The following is a 22,062-nucleotide window of genomic DNA, read 5'->3' on the forward strand; positions in this document are numbered from 1 at the left end:
GCGTCGCGAATAGCCTTTTTGGGCACCGCCTCCGTACATAACCCTATAAAACGGCTGATATGGAAAACCCTTCGGGCTCGGTGTCCCGATTACTCTCGCTGGATGCAATGCGTGGTTTTACCATTGCAGCGATGATCATGGTCAATTTTCCGGGACACGAGGATTTTGTGTTTCCCACGCTCCGGCATACCCGGTGGAACGGGCTGACATTTACAGACCTCATCGCACCCACTTTCCTTTTTATCGTCGGTGTTTCCATTGCATTGGCCTATTCCAAAAAACGGGATGCGCCGAAGGGTGCCTTGTACCGCAAAATCATCATTCGCTCCTTAAAAATATTCGCCGTAGGCATGTTCCTCAACATGCTGCCCGATTTCAACTTCTCCGACCTTCGCTATACCGGCACGCTCCACCGCATCGCGATCGTGTTTCTCGTGTGCGCGATCCTTTTCTTGAACACCAGCTGGAAGCAGCAACTCGGACTGGCCATTACCATTCTCCTGGCCTACTGGCTCGCATTGACCACCATCCCGACGCCCGGCATCGGCAAGGTAATGCTCGAACCGGGTGTAAACCTGGCCGCCTGGGTCGACCAGCAGTATTTGCCCGGCAAAATGTGGCAGGGGACCTGGGACCCGGAAGGGATTTTGAGCACATTCCCGTCTATCGTAACTACCATTACCGGCATGCTCGCAGGCCAATTGATGCTCCTGCCGCTATCTCCCAACGAAAAAAGCAACTACCTCCTTACCGCCGGTCTGGCCACTGCCGCATTGGGCTATTTCTGGAACCTGATTTTCCCTACCAATGAAAACCTCTGGACGAGCTCCTTCGTGCTGGTAACTTCCGGCTTTGCTTCCATGCTGCTCGGCGCGCTGTATTTCCTCATTGACATTCGCTGTGGCAGGCGAGGCATTGCACCTGGTGTCATTTTCGGGGCAAATGCCATCGCCGCTTACGTTCTGGCCGATATTCTTGCATTGCTATTTTACATTATGCCTGCCGGTGGCGATACTCTGAACCACCATGCTGTGGCCGCGCTGTCGCAGACAGGAATGGACCCGCGCCTGGCGAGCATGCTTTACGCGCTCTTTTTCGTGTGTATCAATTTCATCCCGGCCTACCTTCTTTATAAAAAACGGATTTTCATTAAGCTCTAACCCATGCCTTACCGAACATCTTTCCGGTTCCTTATCCTCCTGCTAGTACTGTGGACCGGCTCTGCCTTTTCGCAATCCATTGATTTATCCAAAAGCCAGATTTTCAGCCCTAGCGACAAGGCTACATTGCTCCGAAGCATTGAAGTGTTGCAAAATGAGGTGGAAAAGCGGACGGGCATTAAACTCCCCGCAGCCAAAAAACTCCCGAAAAGCGGAAATGTGATCCTGCTCGTATCGGAGAGTGAACTGGACAAATTACCGGAACCATACCGGAATGCTGTTTCCGCATTGCCCGAACTCAAAAGCGAGGGTTTCAAACTGGTCGCAGGACCTTCGAATACTCTTATTATAGTAGGAAAGGACGCCCGGGGAATATTGTACGGCGTAGGACGGTTCTTGCGGAAAGCGGAAATGACCCGTGGCAAATTGCAGGTTGATGGCCGGTTGGCGATCAGCACCAGCCCGCGGTATCCGATGCGCGGTCACCAGCTCGGCTACCGCCCCAAAACGAATGCGTATGACGCATTCACCGTCGCCGGTTTCGATCAATACATCCGCGAACTGGCGCTTTTCGGTGCCAATACCATCGAAATTCTTCCTCCTCGCACGGACGACGATGCTACGAGCCCTCATATGAAAATTCCCGCCGCGCAGATGATCGTCGAGCAGTCGCGCATTTGCAAATCGTATGGCCTCGACGTCTCGATCTGGTATCCGAATATGGGTAAAAATTACGTCCACCCCGACTCCATTGCAAAGGAGCTCGCCGAGCGTGACCAGGTATTCGCAAGCTTACCGAAGCTCGATGGCGTGTTTGTACCGGCAGGCGATCCGGGCGAACTGGAGCCGGATGTCCTTTTCGCGTGGCTGGAAAAAGAGGCGACGCTATTGCAGAAATATCATCCCAAAGCTAAAATATGGGTTTCGCCCCAGGTGTTCCGCCCTACCCAGAAATGGTTCGACGCGTTTTTCAGTCACGCCAATAAGGAATATCCCTGGTTCGGCGGCGTGGTATTCGGGCCATGGGTAAAAATACCGGTACAGAAGATCAGGGAGATGCTCAAACCATCGATCCCGATCCGGCATTATCCTGATATCACCCACAACTATTCGGCACAATATCCGGTACCGCACTGGGACCTCGCGTGGGCGATGACGCTCGGGCGCGAGAGTATCAACCCGCGTCCGTTTGATGAAAAAGCGATCCATAATGCATTGGACCAATATGGGATCGGGAGTGTGAGCTACTCGGAAGGTACTAACGACGACGTCAACAAGTTTGTGTGGAGCGACCAAGATTGGGACCCGGAAATGCCGGTTATCGAGACCTTGCGCGATTATTCCAGCCTTTTTTTCGGTCCTGAATACAAAGAAGCAGGCGCACAGGCGATCGTCGACCTTGAAAAGAACTGGCGTGGCGAGGTTGTCGACAATAACGGGATTGGAATTACCCTCCGCCAATGGCAATCGATGGAAAAGAGTGCGCCTTTAAAATTACTGCAAAACCCGAGGTTCCAGATGGGGCTGATCCGCGCCTATTTTGACGATTACACCCGCCAGCGGCTCATTTACGAACTCGAACTGGAACAGCAAGCCCGACGTGCCCTGGCATCTGCCGACAAGTCCGGGGCGATGAAAGCGATGCGCAATGCAGAGATCCTGCTGGCAAAGGCCTGGAAAGAACGCATTCTTCCGGATCATCAGCAAAAATGCTACGATCTGGCCGACTCATTGTTCAAAAGCATCGGCGCGCAGCTGACCATGAAAAAACATGGCGCTATGTCCGGCCGCGGTAATTTTGTGGATCTGATCAATATGCCGCTGAACGATGCTCCCTATTTGCTGGATCAATTTAAAAGGATTGAAAAGCTGACCAGCGAAGCCGAAATGCTTCGGGAAATCGATCAGCTATTACATCGCACAGACCCCGGACCCGGCGGGTTTTACGACCATTTCGGTGATCCGGAAAGCTGGTACCGGGTTGTACCCGGCCTGTCCTGGGAAAAAGATCCGGGTAGTTTGCAATCGCCACGGATCGGTTTTGGCGTCGGTTTGGTAGGAGAAGAATGGGTGGATGAAATTCAAGCAACCGGCTTCAAGGGGCAGGTAACACCCCGTGCCTGGATGAAACAGGCCAAAACCCTCTACGACCAGCCTTTACAGATCCGTTACGAGAATCTCGATCCGGAAGCAGCTTACCGCATCCGCATTTCGTACACGGGACGATTCCGTTCGCGCATGCGTATGACCACCGACGACGGCCAGACAATCCACGATTTTATCCAGACCGGCGAGCAGCCCACATTCGAATTCAGTGTACCCAGGGCGGCGACTGCCGACGGCAAAGTCATTTTTGAATGGACTTGCGGCGAAGGGGAACGCGGCTCGCAGGTGACGGAGATATGGTTGATTAAACAATAATTGAAGATCTCACAATGGAATCCACATTACTCGAAAAACTGAAAAACGGCGCCAATGTGTACGGCACCTGCATTACCTCCACCGGCCCGATGTGGCCTGCGGCCGTGAAGAAGACCGGTGTCGACTTTGTGTTCATCGACACCGAGCACATTCCGCTGGGCAGAACGGAAATGGCAACATTATGCCAGCAATTCCGGCATTTGGGCATTACCCCCATCGTCCGCATTCCGTGTCCTGACCCCTACCTGGCCTGCCAGGCCATCGATGCCGGTGCAAAAGGCATTGTCGCCCCCTACCTGGAATCCGTGACGCAGGTAACGGAGCTGGTCGGTGCTACCAAATACCGGCCGCTGAAAGGCGAGGTCTTGCAGAATTACCTGAGCGGCGCTGTGCCCATGCCCGACCATATGCGGGATTATGTGGAAAAATACAATGCGGGAAATATTTGCATTGCTAATATTGAGAGTGTCCCGGCTATGGACCATCTGGATGCATTATTGTCGGTGCCCGGGCTGGACGCCGTTTTCATCGGCCCGCACGATTTGTCCGTCAGCCTTGGATTACCAGAGCAATACGACCATCCGGAGTTTGAAAAAGCCGTTTCCTACATCATCCGCACCGCACGTGCCAAAGGATTAGCGATCGGTATCCACTTCTCGCTCGAACCCGAAAGGCAGATTCGATGGATGAAAGAAGGTGCGAATATCGTTGTACACAGCTTCGATGTAGCACTTTTCGTGCAAAAACTGAATGCGGATTTTGACAAAATAAAAAGAGGAGTCGGCGATGTCCCAACTGCTCAACTTGATACTTCAATGGTCGTTTAAAACCTACTTGCCTTGCCACATCATCAGTCCTTCGATCAGCGCAGTAAGCTGCTCGAAGGGCATGTTGGGCGTGAGGTACGCGTGCGGGCCCATAGGGTCGTCCTGCCAGCTGTTGTTACCGCCGTCGACAATGATTCTTCCGCGTTTGACGCCAAAATAGGGCTGAATCCCCCGAATGGCCACCAACACGGCCGTCTGGTCCCAGCTCATCCGGCCATCCGCGTCGCCTTTGGACAATGGCATTGCCATCGCAAAGACATCTTTCACGGGACTTTTCAGACTCTCGTTAGCGATTACCCGCTTACCCGTTTTAATTTCTTTTCCGATCTCAAAACCGCTGAAAAGAATTTCGGTAGGCCATTCGGCAAAGACTTTGGCCGACGCCACCGAATCTACCAGCACATTATATTCACGGCCTTTCGGGAACCCGCCGGCCATCGACACAAGCTGCTTTACCTTCTTGCGAACGAGGTTGCTACCCGATAGCTGTGAATTGGCATCCGGCCCGGAGTCGAGCAAATCGGCAAGATTGGTCAGAAAACCCACCGTCACAATGGTAACGCTCTGGTCGGGCTGCTTGGCGAGAATCTTCCGATAGGTTTCCACCGCATCCGGTGCATCCGAGGTTTTGGCGATTTTATGCGGATATTTCTCCACCAGCATTTCCGGCCATTTTTGCGTGGCCCCGAAACTCGCCCCTTTCCCTTTGGGGGCACCGGTGGGTAACTCAGGGCGGCCGAAATAGGTATTGAGGATTTCGATCGTAGGTACTACCAGTTCATTTTTATTAGAGGAAATTACCGCAAGCGGCTTAACCTCTCCTTTATCGGCCATTGCATGCATAATGGCCATCGCACCTACATCGTCGTAATCCGGACCGATATCAGTGTCGAGGATCAGCGAATTGACCGATCTGCCCGTTTGAGCATAAGAATTAGAGAGTGTGAAGAGGCAAAGGATCAGTAAAACTTTGTTCATGACATTCATAAAAATGCGGTCTGTTGTAAAGCTATTCGCTTTTACCTGCCAATATGCTGCATCAGAAGGATTTTTTAAACGATAGCAGAGGTTACATCAGTTTTTCAACACCTGGAATGCCTGTTTTGTTTCTCCATTCACTACTTCCAGTACATATATTCCTTCCTCAAATTCGCGGCCGGAGAGGTCAACCTTGCGCTTCTGCGCCGGGTTCAATGCATCACCATCCAATTGTTTCAAAATTCTTCCTTGCAGGTCGTACACATTCACGGATACCGAGCGGCTTGCAGGAACGTCGTCGCCGAGGAAGAAAACGCCTTTCGAAGGGTTAGGATAAACCGACCATTCGGATTGTGCTTCGAATGCAACCGGCCGCACGCGGGAGTATTGATATGTGCTGTCGATATCCACCATTTTGAGCCTGTAATACAAGTTTCCCCACTTGCCGGGCAGCTGATCGACGTACTCATATTTTCGACCGCTTTTCAAATTACCTGCCCCGAAAACCTGCGCCAGCCGCACAAAATTCCCTTGCCGATAAGCTTCGTCGCCGCTGGCCACCTCAATATCGAAATGATCGAAATTCTCCTCGGAAGCAGTTTCCCATTCCAGGATCACGTCTTTCGATGGCAGATCGTCCTGCTTTTTCCTCGCATTGAAACTCACCAACTCGACAGGCAATGCGCCTGGATTTCCCACAAACGCCTTTGAAAACCAGAATTCTGAAAAAGATTTCAACTTCATCTCCACATAATATCCCTTGTCGTAAGGGACGATCGCCACTTCGCCGGCGGGGTGGAACGACCAGCCGCCATCGACACTATTGGATAGCGATCCATCCTCTTTGACAGGACTAGCCGCATTCCGGTATTTGGAAACACCAAGTTCAAAAGGATTTGCAGGTTTTTCGCAAGTACCGCAGCCCACCGCGTTGAGCAAGGCTTCACTTTCAGTTTCGAGGAAGTAGAACCGGACAGTTGCCAGGCTTGCGAGTTCGCTGTTGGCAGGTTTTATGGTAAAATTCCTGTCGAGATAATACTGTCCATTCCCGTTTCTTACGCCTACTGTGTTCAGATACGACTGTACCTCGGTATTGCCCATATTCTGTCCGTTGGGGTTAATGGAAGCTATCAATTTCCCATTGGTCGTGAAATTCACCCAACCCGAGCCCGACACCTGCTGGGTAGCCACACCGCCGGTATTGTCTAGTATCGGGGCAACCTTGTCGAAAATGTGAATGTCGTCCAGGGCAATTCCCTCGCGATGGGTGAAACCATCGGAGATCAGTACAAAACGCAATTTGAGGTTCACAAATCCGGTAGGCAAGGCCATGCTCGCCACGTGCCAGCGCAGGTAGTCCTGCATAGCCCACGCGCCGTTACCCGAGTAGGTTTTGTTATACCAGTTGGTACCCTGTCCCACCGCCCCCAGGCGTGTCCACGGCCCACCGTTTCCGGAATATTCGATATACACGTAGTCGCAGGGCGTAGGCTCGCACACTTCCAGGTCGATTGCCGCACTAAAACTCAGTGTAGGTGAAGTCAGGCTGCTCACATTAAAGCATGGCGAGTACAAATACGACTCTTCTTTGTCGTTATACCCTCCCGCGAGGTTTGTTTTCCACACCTTGGTTCCGCTGGCCGCTTTGTTCAAAGCACTCGAAGTAGGCGTACCCCATTTCCAGGAGCTGTTCGTTCCCTTGGCACTCCAGAAGCCATCACCGTTTTCAAAATTTTCAAGATAAGGAAACGAGCTCAATACCGGCGCATTAAAAACTTTGACCGCCAGCGTGTCATTGTCCCGGAAGCTGTCGGTCGCCAATTCCGACCATGCTTTGAGGTTTAACGCTCCGATCCCCGAAAGGTCAGCCTTGGGACCGAAAGTAAAATCGATAGTTGTACGTTTGGCAAGCGATGTGATCGTATCGCGGAGGATGGTCCCGTTCGGGAGCGACAATGCGATCGGCAGGTTGGAAATATCCCGCGCGGAGCTGTTCCGGATACGGATAGCGATCGTTTCCGCATTGCTCAGCCCGCAGCTTTCCGTGGGCGGTGCGAGCAACGCCAGCATTTGAATATCGTCGATCACCGACACAATGCGGATATCATCGAAAGAATAGCCCGCGCCGTTGCTGTAATCGGAGGTGATCATTTTTCCCCATTGCCCCCAGCGGACTTGGAAACTTGACGAGAAGTTTTTCGCATTTGCCGAAAGCAATGCGCTTATTTCAAGCGGAGCCGTGGTCTTGTATCCCTGGGTCGTGAGGTTCTGATTTGCGAAAAGATCGTAAGCCTCGATCCAGGCGTCGGTGTCCTTGCCTCTTATCCAAACCTTATTATTACTGTTCGTTTTCTGGCCGTGGTTTTTATAGGAAAATATCAACCGTAAATCGTCGGCATTGATGTTGTAACCCGCCAGGTTGAAAGTGCCTGTGAGGTAGCTCGTGTTGCCCGCCGAATAGGCCCGGTTGGCATCGAGCGTCAATGCTTTCTGACCGGAAGCCGCAAAACCCGTATTAATGAAAGTCCGGATTCTTCCTGCGTCGGTGTCGGCGCTGAAATCGTACCGCCCATCTCCTGTGAGCCCCATTTGTGCGACGGTAACATTCTGTGCAGGAAGGCTTTCCATGTCATCGTTAAACGGCAATGTCAGCTGGTCGTTGGGTAGCTGCCTGAAAAGCTTCGTCAATGTATCATTGGCCGTCACCAAATCCGCATTACTATGGATATACACTTTGATATTGTAATCCCCGGGGTTGGCTAAATTGGCCCCCACCGCGAAGGTATGGTCATAGGTTTTACCTTTTTCAATGAAAGGCGTGATCGTTTCAACCGGTACCGCCGTACCATTGAGCTCATATCCGACATCCAGTGAACCATTGAAATCTACGTCATCGAGATTTTTGATCCGCATTTTGACAAAAACGGCCCCACTCAGTTCGGTGGATGTGCTTTTTCGCCCCGACGATGTCGGCGTAACTATTGACTCAATTTTAAGATCGTTGTCCGAAATACTACCTGCACAGGTTCCTGTATCCGGCTTGCGCGAAATCGCCAGCGCCCTGCGTCCGGGCTGCCCGTTCACGCGGGCCCTTACGGAAACATAATAGGTCGAATCCTTTAACAATCCACCCAACGAATAGGTCGTGCCGGCGGTAATGGCCACCGGAACCATTTCCTTCCCTTTCAGCATCATTACTTCGTAGTCACCCGCGCCCGTTACCGCCGTCCAATCCAGCGAAATGTACCCTTCGCATTGCAGGGCCGAGAGCGTAACACCCGGCACTCCGATCACCGTGAAAGGCTCGGAAATACTTTGCGCACCGGTGCTGTTCTGGATCACCCGCACACGCACCTTATCCGATCGCATCCCCACGGGCACAGCCCACGCGAGCTGGCTGGTACCAGCTGCTACGGTCGTAGAAATGTTCGTCCATAATCCCCCATTATTGCCGCTGTATTGCACGCTAAAAGTGCTGGCGCTATTCCCGAATGCGTCCCAGGAAATGTAAATAGGGTCGCCGTCTTTCAGGCGCTCTCCTCCGATCGGGTTGGTAATGGTGAGGGAATTGGGAATGATATCGTAAACGACAAAATACTCCTGTGAAGGCGACTGACCTACCGTGGTACCCTTTACAGAAATGGTATAACTCCCGGCACTAGGGTTGTTGATCACCACCTGCTCCATGTTATTGCGGTTATCGACGCCCGTAGTAGCTACATTACCGACATTGGCAGCGGCAGGATCGAGTATTCGCGGGAGAATCACATTGGAAGCAGGATTCGTCACCTGAAGGTCGAGATTGTGGACCAGGCTCTGGGATGCAAGTGTACTGCCTGCCGGGTCGTTCCAATAGAGCATTACCTTAACCTGCGCCGTATTGGCCGGGACATTGATAGAAAAGTTATTAGTTCCCTGATGCGCAACCTGGCCCGTAGCATAGCTCTGCGACTCGAGCATTTTGACCGATCGAAGCAGGTTCAGCCATCCAAATCCAAATCGATAGTCGGGGCCTTCGTTACCTTTGTCCACCGCGCCGTTCACCAGCAGTGCTTTCATCAAACCATTCTTGGGATTCTGGTTCCCGTTCAGCTGCCTGTATCGTTCGTAGAGCATTGCGAGCCCTCCCGACACCGCCGGCGTGGCCATACTCGTCCCGCTTCCACTCCCATACAGGTTAACCGGAATCGTCGACATAATGCCACTTCCCTGCGCTGTAATCTCCGGCTTCAACCTGCCGTCCTTAACGGGCCCCCGGCTGGAATTCGCCATAATCCCGCCGGTCTCGCCGGTAGCGCCTACGGTGATGACGTTCTTCGCGGTCTGGTATCCTCCCAGGACTGTTCCAAAACCCACCGCAAACGGTGCACAGGTGGTACTACCACTATTTCCGGCCGCAAAAACATGTTGCAGATAAGGCATTTCAAACGCCTGCTGATCCAGAATATACGAGTAGAGGTCATACATTCCATTCGTCTCGCAGGTAATCACGTCTGATCCATAAGAGTTATTGGTGATCACCATCCCAAAATCCTGCACATACTGCGGCGAATAGGCCAGGATCGACGAATAGCTTTGAGCAACGACGGTCGCCTTGGGCGCATAACCCGCGAAACGCTCGTCCATAATGCCGGCACCTGCCATCGTACCCATCACGTGCAGGCCGTGCGAGCCGGCCTCGATAGGCGCCCGGTTGATGATGCGGGAATTGAAATCAACATGGCGCAGGGGATTAGACTCGTCGCCAATCCCGACGACCACACCCGCTCCGGACAAGTTTCTATTCCCTGGCAGCGCTGATTTCAAGACATTCGCCCGGCCATTTGCAGTGCTTTTGTTGTTCAGCTGACGGTCTGTCTGCGGTATTGCCTGTACATATTGCACGAATGGCTGCCCGGCAAGCGTTTTCAGCTCCTTCAGCGGCACCCTGACCGTCAGTATCTGGTAGTTTTTATATTGATCCGAAATGACTTCGTATTCCCGGCTTTGCAATGCGGCCCGTACCTCTTCGTAACTGAAAGATTTGGGATAGCTGATCCACAGGTCGATCGTAGACGGCCCGGTAAATGCGTAGGACGGGATGTTGCCGTTAGCAAGCCCCGGCTGCATTTTTTGCTCGGCGCTAAGTTCTATAATAGCCCTTCCTTTGGTTCTTGCCAATGCACCCGGATTACTACCTGGCGCTATCGTTGCCGTGTAGGCGTAATTTGGTATATATTCAAGGAGTTCGATACCCTCCCGCTTCAACTCTTGTCGCTCTTGTTCGGTAGGAATGTCATCGAATTGGATCACTACCAGCGACTTCTGCCCCGCATTCGAAAGCCTGAATGCCGCATTGGAGCGACCAGAGGCAGATGAAATATTCCGCTCCGGTTGCATTGAGCCACTTCTCAGGAGGATTTGGTAGTCGTGGCGCTTCTGGCCTTTGACATGCCCAGTAAACAGGCTAGCCAGCAATAGTGTGTAGTAAAGATTTTTCCACTTCATAATTTTGGGTACAGATAAAGGATAGGTAATTCTACCTCATTTAGCATAATAATGCAAATTAATTCGGCCATTGTTTAATATAAATTAACCTGCACAGGAAACTAGTTGAGACTCAGCCCGATGAAGCCGCGCCAGCGTGCGAACCGTAAATCGTATACGCGAATTTACCGGGCCTCTAATTCTGCCCGTATTTGTAATTAGCTGGTGGCTGGTATAACTTAGCAGCCCAAAATTTTACCGTCGCTACACGCATCCTTATGAACTTATACGGCCTGATCGGATACCCGCTTACCCACTCTTTTTCAAAGCGATATTTCACAGACAAATTCATCAGAGAGAAAATCAAAGAGAGCAGCTATGAGCTTTTCGAGATAAAATCCCTCGACGAATTGCCCGAATTGCTGAAAAAGAAGCACGACCTGCGCGGACTGAACGTGACGATCCCTTACAAAAAGGATGTGATTGCTTTTCTCGACGACCTCGACGATGCCTCGGCCGAGCGCATAGGAGCGGTGAATACGATCAAAATCTACGCCGACGGCAGTACGAAAGGATTCAATACGGATTACTACGGTTTCCAGCAATCGCTCGTGGAATGGTTCGACAAGCGGGGCGAGTCCTGCAAGTATATCAAGGCACTCGTACTGGGCAACGGTGGTGCCGCCAAAGCTGTGCAGGTGGCGTTGAAAGACCTTGAAATGGAGTACACGCTCGTTTCACGCCAGAAAAGCGACGACTGCGTTTCGTATGAAGGACTTACCCAGGAAGTAATCGAAGGCCATCGGTTGATCATCAATACAACCCCGTTGGGGACTTTCCCCAACACCGAAGAATGTCCTATGATCCCCTACCAGTGGATTACAAGAAGCCATTACCTGTACGACCTCGTTTACAACCCGGCCGAAACGCTGTTCCTGAAAAAAGGCACCGAGCAAGGCGCCGCTACAATGAACGGGCTAAAAATGCTTGAATTGCAGGCAGAAAAAGCCTGGGAGATCTGGACGACCGAGGAAAATCTCTGGAGTGTTTAAATTCGGTTATAGCGGGTCCATAAATCATTACCGATTTGCTCGGAACCTTTGAACAAGCCGCGCGGAACCGGGGCCGCCACGCCGTTGCCAATGATGAGTGTACCCTGGCAACGACGGATCTCGTCCCATAAACCGCTTTCCAGGAATGCATTGATCACCGCTGCGCCTCCTTCCACCAAAACGGACTGTATTTTACGCCGATGCAGGCCTTCGAGCAACTGGGCTATTTCATCGCCTTCCTTGTCTATTTTCAAATAGGCTGTCGACGGCAATGCGTAGCGTTCGGGATCGGCTGGAAGTGCTGTCTCACGGTTGTAGTTGACCACAATTGTACTTTGAGAATTATCGAACAAGTGAAGTTGCGGAGGTAGTTGTAAGCGCCTGTCGGTGACGATCCGCACCGGGTTCGTTCCGGCCCAATAGCGCACATTCAGCCGCGGGTTGTCCATCAAAGCCGTTTTATAACCCACCATAATGGCATCCTCTTCGGTACGCCATTGGTGCACGCGCATACCTGATAACGCTCCGCTGATCTGCACGGGATTACCGGTTTCGTATCCCAGAAACCCATCGGCCGTTTCGGCCCATTTGAGGATCACATACGGTCTTTTGAGGGTCATAGCCGTAAAAAACCGCTTGTTCAGCTCCAACCCTCGTGCTTCCAGCACGTGGCATTCCACTTCAATCCCGGCCTCACGCATTCTGCGAATGCCCCTGCCCGAAACCAGCGGATTGGGATCATCATTACAAATGACCACTTTTTTCAATTGCCGGCTCACAAGCAGGTCCGCGCAGGGAGGCGTTTTGCCCGTGTGCGAGCAAGGTTCGAGGGTAACATAGGCCGTCGCTTGTGGCAGCAAATGCGAATTGCCTTTGGCGTCGGCATCGTCTATCGCCCGTACTTCTGCATGCGGGCCGCCATAGGCGCGATGCCAGCCTTCGCCGATAATTCTGTCTTCATGGACGATCACACAGCCTACCATCGGGTTCGGGCTCACCGCCCCGCGGCCGTATTCGGCGAGCTGCAAAGCCCGCTCCATCCATTGATTGTGCGTCTCCATGTGGCAAAAATACAAATGCCCTTTTAAACTCAACTTTCGGGAGTTCCCATAATTTGCTAACTTTCCGACATTGGATCAAAATCAGTGAAAATGACTTCCGCACGCCAGCTTTATTTATATATAGTAAAAAACATCACAGTTTATCCGGAAAAAGAGGCTCAGGCAATCTCGTTCATGCTGTTGGAGCATTATATGCGCCTCCGTAATATCGATGTGCTGGTAGATCGCCCGATACCCGAAAACACGGCGCAGCCCGATTGGGATAATATCATCAAACGCCTGAACAACAACGAACCCGTTCAGCATATCATCGGCTCTACCGAGTTTTGCGGCCTCGAATTCCGCGTTTCTTCGGCGGTGCTGATTCCGCGTCCGGAAACCGAGGAGCTCGTACAAATGGTAACGCGCGACTACGCGGAGCCGGACAAGAATATCTCCATCCTCGACATTGGAACCGGTAGCGGCTGTATTGCCATCGTGCTCGCGCGCTTCCTCCCGCACGTGAGCGTGCATGCATGGGATGTGTCCGACGAGGCTTTGGAAGTAGCCAAAGAGAATGCCCGACAGCTCATTGCCGACGTCACGTTCGCGAAGCAGGATATGCTCAATGTGACATTCCCGCTGCCCGGCAACATCGTCCAGTTCGACTGCCTGGTGAGCAACCCGCCTTACGTAACCTATTCCGAGGCCGAAAGCATGCGCCCGAATGTGCTCCGTTTCGAGCCGCACGAGGCATTGTTTGTAGAAGACAACGATCCGCTGCTTTTCTACAAAGCCATCGCGGATTTTGGCGTACACCACTTGAAGCAGCACGGTAAATGCTATGTCGAGATCAACGAGCATTTCGGCGCGGAAACCAAGAAGGTTTTTGAAGAAAGGAATTACAAAAACGTGGAAATCCTTCGTGATATCAATGGTAAGGACCGCTTCGTAAGAGCTATCTGGGCCTGATCCATTTAAAATTTTGACCTCATTTTCATGTACGTAGAAAAAATCAGGGAGGTTCTGGACGAAATGGGTAAGGTGGTGGTGGGGCAGGACAAACTGCTGAACCGACTGCTGATAGGCCTATTTACCGGCGGCCATATCCTCCTCGAAGGCGTTCCGGGGCTAGCCAAAACTTTGACCATCAACGTCATGGCCAAAGTGCTCCATCTGGAATTTAAACGCATTCAGTTCACGCCCGACCTGCTTCCCGCGGATTTGATCGGGACGATGATCTATAAACCCAAAATAGGCGACTACGAAGTCAAAAAAGGGCCTATTTTCTCCAACCTCATCCTCGCCGACGAGGTGAACCGCTCCCCGGCCAAAGTGCAATCTGCATTGCTCGAAGCAATGCAGGAAAGGCAAGTGACGATCGGCGACGAGACATTCCTCCTCGACCGGCCCTTTGTAGTACTCGCTACCCAAAACCCGGTGGAACAAGAAGGAACCTACCCGCTTCCCGAGGCGCAGATCGACCGGTTTATGATGAAAGTCTACGTCGATTACCTCGACAAGATGAAAGAGCTGGAAGTAATGCGCCGGATGTCGGACATTAACTATGAATACAAAATCCGCCCGATATTAAATAAGGAGGAGATTTTCGCGATTCGCGACGAAGTGAACAAGGTCAATATCTCCGATACGCTCGAACGCTACATTATCGAACTCGTATTCGCTACCCGCCGCCCGCTCGATTACGGGCTCCGCGACGAAGCGCGTTACATTCAGTTCGGAGCGTCGCCGCGTGCTACCATTTACCTCAACCGTGCGGCAAAAGCGTTGGCCTACCTCGAAGGGCGTGATTATGTATTGCCCGAGGACATCAAAGAGCTCGCGCCCGACATCATGAACCATCGTATCCTGCTGAATTACGAGGCGGAAGCCGACGGCGTGCGCACGATGACGATCATCGATTCCATTCTCCGGAAAGTTGCCATTGGATAATTCATGGTACCGGGTCGTGGCCGTGGCCGCCCCACGGGTGGCAGCGTGCAAAGCGTTTCAGCCCCAGCCAGCCTCCTTTGAACGCGCCATGTTTCTGCACAGCTTCAATCATATATTGCGAGCATGTAGGCGTGTAACGGCACGAATTGGGCAAATAAGGGGAAAGTGCCGCCTGATAAAACCGTACGAGGGCTATGAGTAAAAATTTCATTTCGCGTCTTGTCTCATAATAGTATATTTGATCATTAACATCACAAACGCATGCTTTCCTATATCATGTGGGACGTAAGTCCCGAAATTTTCACTATTCCGGAAATCGCCGGTTTTGGTCCCTTCCCTGTCCGTTGGTATGGTCTTCTCTTCGCTGCCGGCTTCCTGATCGGCCAGCAAATTATGATCTATATTTTCAAGAAAGAAGGAAAGACGCTGGAAGATATCGACTCGCTCACGCTTTATATGGTGCTCTCGATCGTTATCGGCGCCCGCGTAGGCCATTTCCTTTTCTATGAACCCGAAGTACTGTTTAAAAATCCCCTGGAAGTGATATTACCTCCTTACGCCGGGCTTGCCAGCCATGGCGCGGTGATCGGAACAGTGACCGGGCTATGGTTGTATGCCCGCTCGCGCAGGGGCACAGGCCAGACATTCTTCTGGGTGACCGACCGCCTTACCATCACGTTTGCATTGGGAGGCTCATTCATCCGCTTTGGTAACCTGATGAACTCCGAGATTGTCGGAAAGCCTTCCGATGCGCCCTGGGCATTCATTTTCCGTCAAAATACCGAGTTCCTGCAAATCCCGCGTCACCCTGCCCAGCTCTATGAATCCATTACGTGTTTCATCCTCACGTTCGTCCTGTTTGGGATCTGGAACAAATACAAGGCCGCTACCCCACGCGGGCTGATGGTCGGAGTGTTCCTCGTATGGGTGTTCACGTTGCGATTCCTGTATGAGTTCCTGAAAGAAAACCAGGAGGCATTCGAGGCGAACTACGCATTGAATATGGGGCAAATCCTGAGTATCCCCGCAGTGCTGCTCGGCTTGTATTTCATTATACGCTCCCGTCAGAATCCGCTGGAGGTTGCAAGATGAAAGTACCCCCAACAGAGTAGGCGTGCATCAGTGCAGCGTTTTCATTACATTGTAATTAGTTTGAAACAACTCTAACAATTGTCAGATGAAAACATCCTTTATAGCCGCATTTCTTTCATGCGCCCTGCTCTTGACCGGTTGCGGAAGCAAACAGGAAGAAAAAGAAGCCGAAGAAAAAGCCGCCGCGGACAGCCCGGCCGATGCTCTTCAGGCTATTGCCGATAAAGCCAAGGAAATGGGCGACCGCAAGGCCGTCGACCCGGTGGATTTCCGCAAGCTGAAAGACCTTTTACCCGAAACCCTCGCCGGCATGAGCCGCACGGAAGCTACCGGCGAGAAAACCGGCGCCATGGGCTTTACCGTTTCGACGGCCGAGGCCAAATATAAAGGAAGTTCGGATGAGTCGCTCGACGTCGAAATCGTGGACACGGGAGGTATTGCCGGCGTATCGACGATGGCGCTCGCAGCCTGGTCTATTGCTGAAATTGATAAGGAAACCACCACCGGTTACGAAAAAACCACGACAATCGAAGGCTACAAGGCTTTTGAGAAATATAACAACGAAAGCAAGTCCGGTGAAATCAACGTGTTGGTCGCGGACCGCTACGTCGTAAATGTGGAAGGCAATAACCTGAGCGTCGACCAGCTGAAAGATGCCTTGAAAGCCATCGACCTCAGCAAGCTGAACGATATGAAATAGATCAAAAAAGGAAAGCAGAAGCGTAGGTGCTTCTGCTTTTCAAGGTTTTAGGAATATGTAATGCTGGACTAATCCGGGTGCTATATCGTTGCCAGATCCACTTTTTCCCGCAAGATCTGCTTTGCCTTCACCAATTGGTTCTTCACTGTATTTTTGGATATTCTCAAAAACTCTGCGATTTCCTGATAGGATTTTCCTTCTTCAATATTCAGTTTCAAAATTTGCCGGCGCTTGATCGATAACGATTCGACAGCCGCCTGCACGACGGTCAGCCTTCTCTCGGCCTCTTCCCGCTCCTCCTCACCCGCAGCACGGATCGCCTCCATATAATGCTTACGCAGCTGCTCGCTCTTTTCCAGCTTTTTAAAATGGTCGAATGCCATATTCCGCAGGCACGTAAACAGGTATGAATTGAAATTATAGTCCGGCTTGATCTGGGTACGTCTCACCCAAATTTTGATAAACACGTCCTGGACCATGTTTTCAGCTTCTTCCTCGTCTTTGAGCAGGGAAACCGTAAACCGCAGTGCAGGTGTTTTGTAGTGGTTATACAACTCCGCAAAGGCCGCTTCGTCGCCTTGCGTCACTCTGATCAGGGTATTTTCGTCGGGATAGGCCACAGTCGTACAGTTTAGCTTATAGAAAAGGGGACTAGATAATGAGATTCTTATGTTAATTAAAAAACTTTTATTCTTGGTTTGATCCTATTTATCGGCCGGCATCAAATTTGCTTTATTATGAATAGGTAATTAGTCAGGTATTAAAATAAAGTTGTTTCCAACATCGCCCCGGCAGCGGAAAATTCTGCCTTCGAAACAATCGGCGATGCTTTGTATTGAGCGGCGTATTTGCAATTGTCTGATAAATCTACACCTCCCGTTTTAAAATTTGAATCGCAAACTGCGTAAAAATATCTTCATTTTGCGCACCATTGTACGATTTAATCATAACATAATAGTAACTTATCATTTATCACATATTTCCTCATTTCCAGTCAGTTCTTAGCAAAAAATACTTTGAAACAACAGGCCGTTTTACCCTCGTTTTACGAATGCCGCTTTTAACAATTTTATAACATTTGCCTCAAATCGCGGACGTTGCGATAGCCCTCCTTCCGGCATCGGTCGTATTACCCAAAAACACCTCAATATCCATATCCATTTTATCCTAAATCCAGACCAACCTTTGCTCATGGATCAAAGCCGCATCAATCAGATCTTGGAGAAAATCTCCACCGTTCAGGTCGCCGTGTATGGCGACTTCTGCCTCGACTCGTACTGGGTCATGGACGACCGCACTTCCGAAGTTTCCATTGAAACCGGTTTGCAGGCCCTGGCCGTTGCCCGCCATTACTATACGCCGGGAGGCGCGGGGAATGTGGTGGCCAACCTCGCCGCGCTGAAACCAGCGGGTATCCGGGTGATCGGCGCCGTGGGCGACGATATGCAGGGACGGGAACTAACGGCGCAGCTTCAACAACTCGGTGCGGACACGAGCGCATTCATTATTCAGAAAGAGCGTTTCAATACATATAGTTATCTCAAACGGCTTGTCGACGGCAAGGAAGAACCGCGCATCGATTTTGGTGTATATAATGAAAGAAGCGTCGATACGGACAAGCAACTCGTGGCCGCGCTTGAAAAGGCATTGCAGGAGTGCGATGCATTGATTTTTAACCAGCAGGTGACCGGAAGCATTACCAACGCGTCGTTTATCGACGACGTGAATGCCCTCTTTAATAAGTATCCCGACAAGATAGTCATGCTGGATTCCCGGCACTTCAACGACAGTTTCCGGAATACCTATCTTAAATGTAACGACCGTGAAATCGCCTCCTTGAATGGGTTGAATGTTACGCCGGATGAAAACGTGCCCGTAAGCGATGTAAAAGGTTACGGCGCCGAAGTGTTCAATCGGTACCGCAAGCCGGTGTTCGTGACCTGCGGAGAGCGCGGCATTATCGCATTTGACAATGAGGGTTATCACGAGGTCCCCGGCATTCAGTTGAAAGGCAAGCTCGACACCGTCGGTGCGGGCGATACCGCGATCAGCGCCATTACGCTTTGCCTTGCCGCCGGATTATCCCCGGCCGAAGCGGCATTGTTCGGCAACTTCGCGGCGGCGGTGACCGTGCAAAAACTGTTTACTACCGGCACAGCCACCGGTGAAGAAATTGCCATTGTGGCCAAAGACCCGGACTACATTTATAATGCCGACCTCGCCGAAAACGAGCGCGCAGCTGTTTACTACCCCGAAACGGAGTTCGAAATATGCGTACCGGAGATCCTCGACAAGCTCGGACATATACGCTATGCCGTTTTCGATCACGACGGTACGATCAGCTCACTGCGGCAGGGATGGGAGGAGATTATGGAGCCTGTAATGATGAAATCCATTCTGGGTGAACAATATGACACCATCGACGCCGGAACGTTTCATAAAGTACAGGCCGAATGTAAGGCATTCATTCACAAAACCACGGGCATTCAGACCATTTACCAGATGGAAGGGCTGGTTAACCTGGTACGCGAATTCGGTTTTGTACCCGAAGACCAGATCCTCGATAAATTCCAATACAAGGAGATTTACAACGACGGCCTGATGGAAATGGTGAACAAACGCATGGAAAAGCTCGCCAAAGGGGAACTCGGTCAGGAAGATTACACATTGAAAGGCGCCGTTGAGTTTCTGAAACAGCTCAAAGAGCGCGGCGTAACCATGTATCTCGCCAGCGGTACCGATGCCGACGACGTCAGAAACGAAGCCGAAATGCTTGGCTACGCCGATTTGTTCGACGGCGGCATTTACGGTGCATTGCGCGATTATACCAAGTTTTCGAAGAAAATGGTGATCGAAAAAATCATCCGCGACAACAATTTACAAGGCAAAGAATTGGCGGTATTCGGCGACGGACCGGACGAGATTCGCGAAGGGCGGCGCGCAGGCGGCATTTCGGTGGGTATTACCAGCAACGAAGTGCAGCGCTTCGGACATAACCCGGCCAAGCGTCCGCGCCTCGTACGTGCAGGTGCCCAACTGCTCATCCCGGATTTCTCGCAGCATAAAAAGCTGATCAGCCTGCTGTTCCAGGAGAGCGAAAACTACGCCGAAGCCTGATGTTACGTTTTGAAAAACAACTGATTGCCTGGCTGGCTTACGGCATACTTCCTGTGCTGTTTTCGTGCCGGAATGATAAAACTGTCGGTAATGAACCATCCTTTTACCAGGATGAGGCTTTCATTCAGGAATATCATGAGGCCTATCCAATGGAGGGCAACGACGTAAGGGCCGTCTTACCCGACCGCGACGGTAATGTGTGGGCGGCCACGGCAAAAGGTGTTTTTCGTAAAATAGGCAATGCACATAATTGGGTACCCGTATTGGACGGCAAAACAGATGGGCCGGCTTTTGCATTGGCTCAGGACTCGTCCGGCGTTGTGTGGATAGGTAATTGGAATGGACTTTATCAATACCAAAACGGTGTTATTTCAAAGGCGAATGGGCCGGCCGGGCCCATTTCTGCGATTTGCACAAATGCAGGCACCGTTTACGCCATCGGCCCGAATGGCTTTTGGACGGGTAATGCGAATGGCTTTACATTACAAAAAGCAGTCATAGCGAGATCCATCCGCGATATGATCGGCGATAGGAACGATGGATTGTGGATAGCCTCCGATGTAGGACTTTACCACTGGACTCCCTCGCATTTGGAACACACCTACAAACCGGACGCTTTGATCGCCGCCTATGCCAAAGGTTTGGCATACAATCACGACGGTAAGCTCTGGATAGGCGGGCTGGGTGGGGTTACCATTCAAAACAATGGTAAAAAAGAGTCGGAACTGAGGACAACGGACGGCATTCCTTCTACTTACGTCACGGCCGTCCGCTACGCGCCCGATAGCTCGATGTGGATCGGTACCCAAACAGGCGTGTTGCGCTTCCGAAAAGACGGCAGTCATTCATTGCTGTTTTCAAGAAGGTGGCTCCTGGATGATCAGGTCAATGATATTGCATTTGACAAAGAAGGCAATGCGTGGATAGCGACGCCGCAAGGTGTAAGTGCTATTAAAAAGCGGGATATGACCCTGGCGTCCAAAAACGCATTCTTTTATGACGTCTTGATGAAGAGGCATATCCGAGCGCCGTGGATCGCGGGACAGGCACATTTGCGCGTTCCGGGCGATACCACCACCTGGGAGCCGGAAGACGACGACAATGACGGCGAATTTACCGGCAACTATCTGGCCATGGAAAGCTTCCGCTATGCCGCTACCAGAGATCCTGCCGCAAAGGAGAATGCAAAAAGAGCATTCGGTTTCCTGAAAATGCTGCAGGAAGTAACCGGCACCGACGGCTTCTTCGCGCGCACGATCATACCCGCCACGTGGACGCACATGCACGATGGCAACCGCACCTACACGGAACGCGAGCGCGCGGACGAACTTGTGAAAGAGCCGCGGTTTAAACCTGTGGAAACGCGCTGGCGCTTGTCGGCCGATAAAAAGTGGCTTTGGAAAGGCGATACAAGCAGCGATGAAATGTGCGGGCATATGTTTGGCTATTACCATTACTATACGCTCGTGGCCGACGCCGCGGAAAAGAAGGTTATCGCTGCGCATGTAGGCAGGATCGTCGATTATCTGATGCAGCATCACCTGAATTTCGCGGATGTGGACGGCAAGGCAACGCGCTGGTCGGTATGGTCACCGGACCAGCTGAACCGCGACCCGGAATGGCTGCCCGACCGTAACCAGAACTCGATGGAAATGCTCGCATTCCTGAAACTGGCGCATTTCATGACCGGCAATGCCAAATACCAGGACGAATACCTCCGGCTGATCCAAAAGGAGCACTACCTCGACAATATGAAGGACGTGACCAGGCAAAATCCAGCGTGGTTCATCTATTTCGATGTGGTATTGCAGGCATACCTCTACCCGATCCTGATCCATTGCGAGCAGGATCCCGAGCGGTTGAGATTTTACAAAAACCACCTGGAAGAATGGTTCGCGATGCGCAAAGGCGACCATAACCCGCTGGTCAATTTTATTTACAACGAAAGCCTGGATAAGAAAGCGGAGCTGAAAAACTCCGTGGATTTCCTGATCGACACGCCGCTGGACCTGGTAGACTGGCCGATCGATCACCGGAAAAGGGAGGATATCAAAGTGGTACGCACGCCGGTCCTGGAAGACGAACAAATTAGTGAATTGCAGCCCGCCAGCATACGGCTCACCGTCCGTTGGGACAAAAACCCCTGGACATTAGCCGGAGGCGACCCGCAGGTAGAACGTGAGCCGGTTTTCTGGCTGCTACCTTATTGGATGGGCCGGTATTTGGGAATGATTTCAAAATAGAAACAACATTCGA

At 51.5% G+C, this 22,062-nt stretch carries 15 protein-coding genes; 10 read left to right on the forward strand and 5 right to left on the reverse strand.

Going from position 1 to position 22,062, the window contains the following annotated elements; genetic code table 11:
- Positions 1-59: 59 nt before the first annotated feature.
- Genes J2Y43_RS06290 through J2Y43_RS06300 form a run of 3 tightly spaced genes read left to right on the forward strand, consistent with a single transcriptional unit; the run spans position 60 to position 4,408 of the window.
- Positions 60-1,160: a heparan-alpha-glucosaminide N-acetyltransferase domain-containing protein gene (locus J2Y43_RS06290; RefSeq protein ID WP_309980776.1), complete on the forward strand. Its 1,101-nt coding sequence runs from the start codon at positions 60-62 to the stop codon at positions 1,158-1,160.
- Between the two features lie 3 nt (positions 1,161-1,163).
- Entirely contained in the window at positions 1,164-3,581 is a 2,418-nt protein-coding gene (locus tag J2Y43_RS06295; RefSeq protein ID WP_309980775.1) for a hypothetical protein, read from the forward strand.
- Between the two features lie 14 nt (positions 3,582-3,595).
- Positions 3,596-4,408: an aldolase/citrate lyase family protein gene (locus J2Y43_RS06300; RefSeq protein ID WP_309980774.1), complete on the forward strand. Its 813-nt coding sequence runs from the start codon at positions 3,596-3,598 to the stop codon at positions 4,406-4,408.
- 3 nt (positions 4,409-4,411) lie between these two features.
- On the opposite strand, the gene J2Y43_RS06305 is transcribed toward J2Y43_RS06300, so the two are convergent.
- Both J2Y43_RS06305 and J2Y43_RS06310 read right to left on the reverse strand, forming a co-directional pair.
- Positions 4,412-5,395 carry a nucleoside hydrolase gene (locus tag J2Y43_RS06305; protein ID WP_409014386.1) on the reverse strand — a complete coding sequence of 328 codons (984 nt, stop codon included), beginning with the start codon at positions 5,393-5,395 and terminating at the stop codon, positions 4,412-4,414.
- An 87-nt stretch (positions 5,396-5,482) separates the two neighbouring features.
- Complete coding sequence (locus J2Y43_RS06310; RefSeq protein ID WP_309980772.1) at positions 5,483-10,873, reverse strand: S8 family serine peptidase; 5,391 nt, start codon at positions 10,871-10,873, stop codon at positions 5,483-5,485.
- Positions 10,874-11,130: 257 nt separating this feature from the next.
- Here J2Y43_RS06310 and aroE point away from each other — a divergent pair, with 257 nt between their 5' ends.
- Positions 11,131-11,904, forward strand: coding sequence for a shikimate dehydrogenase (aroE, locus tag J2Y43_RS06315; protein WP_309980771.1), 774 nt, complete (start codon positions 11,131-11,133; stop codon positions 11,902-11,904).
- Here the strand turns inward: aroE and ribD are convergent.
- Positions 11,901-12,965 (reverse strand): bifunctional diaminohydroxyphosphoribosylaminopyrimidine deaminase/5-amino-6-(5-phosphoribosylamino)uracil reductase RibD, encoded by a 1,065-nt coding sequence (ribD, locus tag J2Y43_RS06320; RefSeq protein WP_309980770.1) that lies wholly within the window; start codon positions 12,963-12,965, stop codon positions 11,901-11,903. The genes aroE and ribD overlap by 4 nt on opposite strands.
- A 90-nt stretch (positions 12,966-13,055) precedes the next feature.
- Between ribD and prmC the strand changes: the two genes are divergently transcribed.
- Both prmC and J2Y43_RS06330 read left to right on the forward strand, forming a co-directional pair.
- Entirely contained in the window at positions 13,056-13,916 is an 861-nt protein-coding gene (gene prmC / locus J2Y43_RS06325) for a peptide chain release factor N(5)-glutamine methyltransferase (protein WP_309980769.1), read from the forward strand.
- Between the two features lie 27 nt (positions 13,917-13,943).
- A complete protein-coding gene (locus J2Y43_RS06330) occupies positions 13,944-14,897 on the forward strand; it encodes a MoxR family ATPase (protein WP_106594270.1) in 954 nt (317 codons plus the stop codon).
- Between the two features lies 1 nt (position 14,898).
- Here J2Y43_RS06330 and yidD read toward each other — a convergent pair whose 3' ends face one another.
- Complete coding sequence (gene yidD / locus J2Y43_RS06335; protein WP_223401921.1) at positions 14,899-15,108, reverse strand: membrane protein insertion efficiency factor YidD; 210 nt, start codon at positions 15,106-15,108, stop codon at positions 14,899-14,901.
- Positions 15,109-15,158: 50 nt separating this feature from the next.
- On the opposite strand from yidD, the gene lgt reads away from it, so the two are divergent.
- Both lgt and J2Y43_RS06345 read left to right on the forward strand, forming a co-directional pair.
- The gene (gene lgt, locus J2Y43_RS06340; protein ID WP_309980768.1) at positions 15,159-15,989 is read left to right on the forward strand and encodes a prolipoprotein diacylglyceryl transferase; all 831 of its coding nucleotides are present in this window, start codon (positions 15,159-15,161) and stop codon (positions 15,987-15,989) included.
- Positions 15,990-16,074: 85 nt separating this feature from the next.
- Positions 16,075-16,689, forward strand: coding sequence for a hypothetical protein (locus J2Y43_RS06345; RefSeq protein ID WP_309980767.1), 615 nt, complete (start codon positions 16,075-16,077; stop codon positions 16,687-16,689).
- Positions 16,690-16,769: 80 nt separating this feature from the next.
- Here J2Y43_RS06345 and J2Y43_RS06350 read toward each other — a convergent pair whose 3' ends face one another.
- Positions 16,770-17,309 (reverse strand): RNA polymerase sigma factor, encoded by a 540-nt coding sequence (locus J2Y43_RS06350; protein ID WP_223401917.1) that lies wholly within the window; start codon positions 17,307-17,309, stop codon positions 16,770-16,772.
- A gap of 571 nt (positions 17,310-17,880) precedes the next feature.
- Here J2Y43_RS06350 and J2Y43_RS06355 point away from each other — a divergent pair.
- Positions 17,881-19,806: a PfkB family carbohydrate kinase gene (locus tag J2Y43_RS06355; protein ID WP_309980766.1), complete on the forward strand. Its 1,926-nt coding sequence runs from the start codon at positions 17,881-17,883 to the stop codon at positions 19,804-19,806.
- On the forward strand, positions 19,806-22,049 hold the full coding sequence (locus J2Y43_RS06360; RefSeq protein ID WP_309980765.1) for a two-component regulator propeller domain-containing protein: 2,244 nt from the start codon (positions 19,806-19,808) through the stop codon (positions 22,047-22,049). The genes J2Y43_RS06355 and J2Y43_RS06360 overlap by 1 nt, the downstream gene beginning before the upstream one ends.
- Positions 22,050-22,062 lie beyond the last annotated feature (13 nt).

The organism is Dyadobacter sp. BE31, assembly GCF_031457695.1.
GTDB lineage: Bacteria > Bacteroidota > Bacteroidia > Cytophagales > Spirosomataceae > Dyadobacter.

Bases quoted from the DNA above. Each gene is read 5' to 3' on its own strand.
- J2Y43_RS06305 (WP_409014386.1), bottom strand. From the start codon at position 5,395: ATGAATGTCATGAACAAAGTTTTACTGATCCTTTGCCTCTTCACACTC.
- prmC (WP_309980769.1), top strand. From the start codon at position 13,056: ATGACTTCCGCACGCCAGCTTTATTTATATATAGTAAAAAACATCACA.
- J2Y43_RS06295 (WP_309980775.1), top strand. From the start codon at position 1,164: ATGCCTTACCGAACATCTTTCCGGTTCCTTATCCTCCTGCTAGTACTG.
- J2Y43_RS06330 (WP_106594270.1), top strand. From the start codon at position 13,944: ATGTACGTAGAAAAAATCAGGGAGGTTCTGGACGAAATGGGTAAGGTG.
- yidD (WP_223401921.1), bottom strand. From the start codon at position 15,108: ATGAAATTTTTACTCATAGCCCTCGTACGGTTTTATCAGGCGGCACTT.
- lgt (WP_309980768.1), top strand. From the start codon at position 15,159: ATGCTTTCCTATATCATGTGGGACGTAAGTCCCGAAATTTTCACTATT.
- ribD (WP_309980770.1), bottom strand. From the start codon at position 12,965: ATGGAGACGCACAATCAATGGATGGAGCGGGCTTTGCAGCTCGCCGAA.
- J2Y43_RS06345 (WP_309980767.1), top strand. From the start codon at position 16,075: ATGAAAACATCCTTTATAGCCGCATTTCTTTCATGCGCCCTGCTCTTG.
- J2Y43_RS06355 (WP_309980766.1), top strand. From the start codon at position 17,881: ATGGATCAAAGCCGCATCAATCAGATCTTGGAGAAAATCTCCACCGTT.
- J2Y43_RS06290 (WP_309980776.1), top strand. From the start codon at position 60: ATGGAAAACCCTTCGGGCTCGGTGTCCCGATTACTCTCGCTGGATGCA.
- aroE (WP_309980771.1), top strand. From the start codon at position 11,131: ATGAACTTATACGGCCTGATCGGATACCCGCTTACCCACTCTTTTTCA.
- J2Y43_RS06310 (WP_309980772.1), bottom strand. From the start codon at position 10,873: ATGAAGTGGAAAAATCTTTACTACACACTATTGCTGGCTAGCCTGTTT.
- J2Y43_RS06360 (WP_309980765.1), top strand. From the start codon at position 19,806: ATGTTACGTTTTGAAAAACAACTGATTGCCTGGCTGGCTTACGGCATA.
- J2Y43_RS06300 (WP_309980774.1), top strand. From the start codon at position 3,596: ATGGAATCCACATTACTCGAAAAACTGAAAAACGGCGCCAATGTGTAC.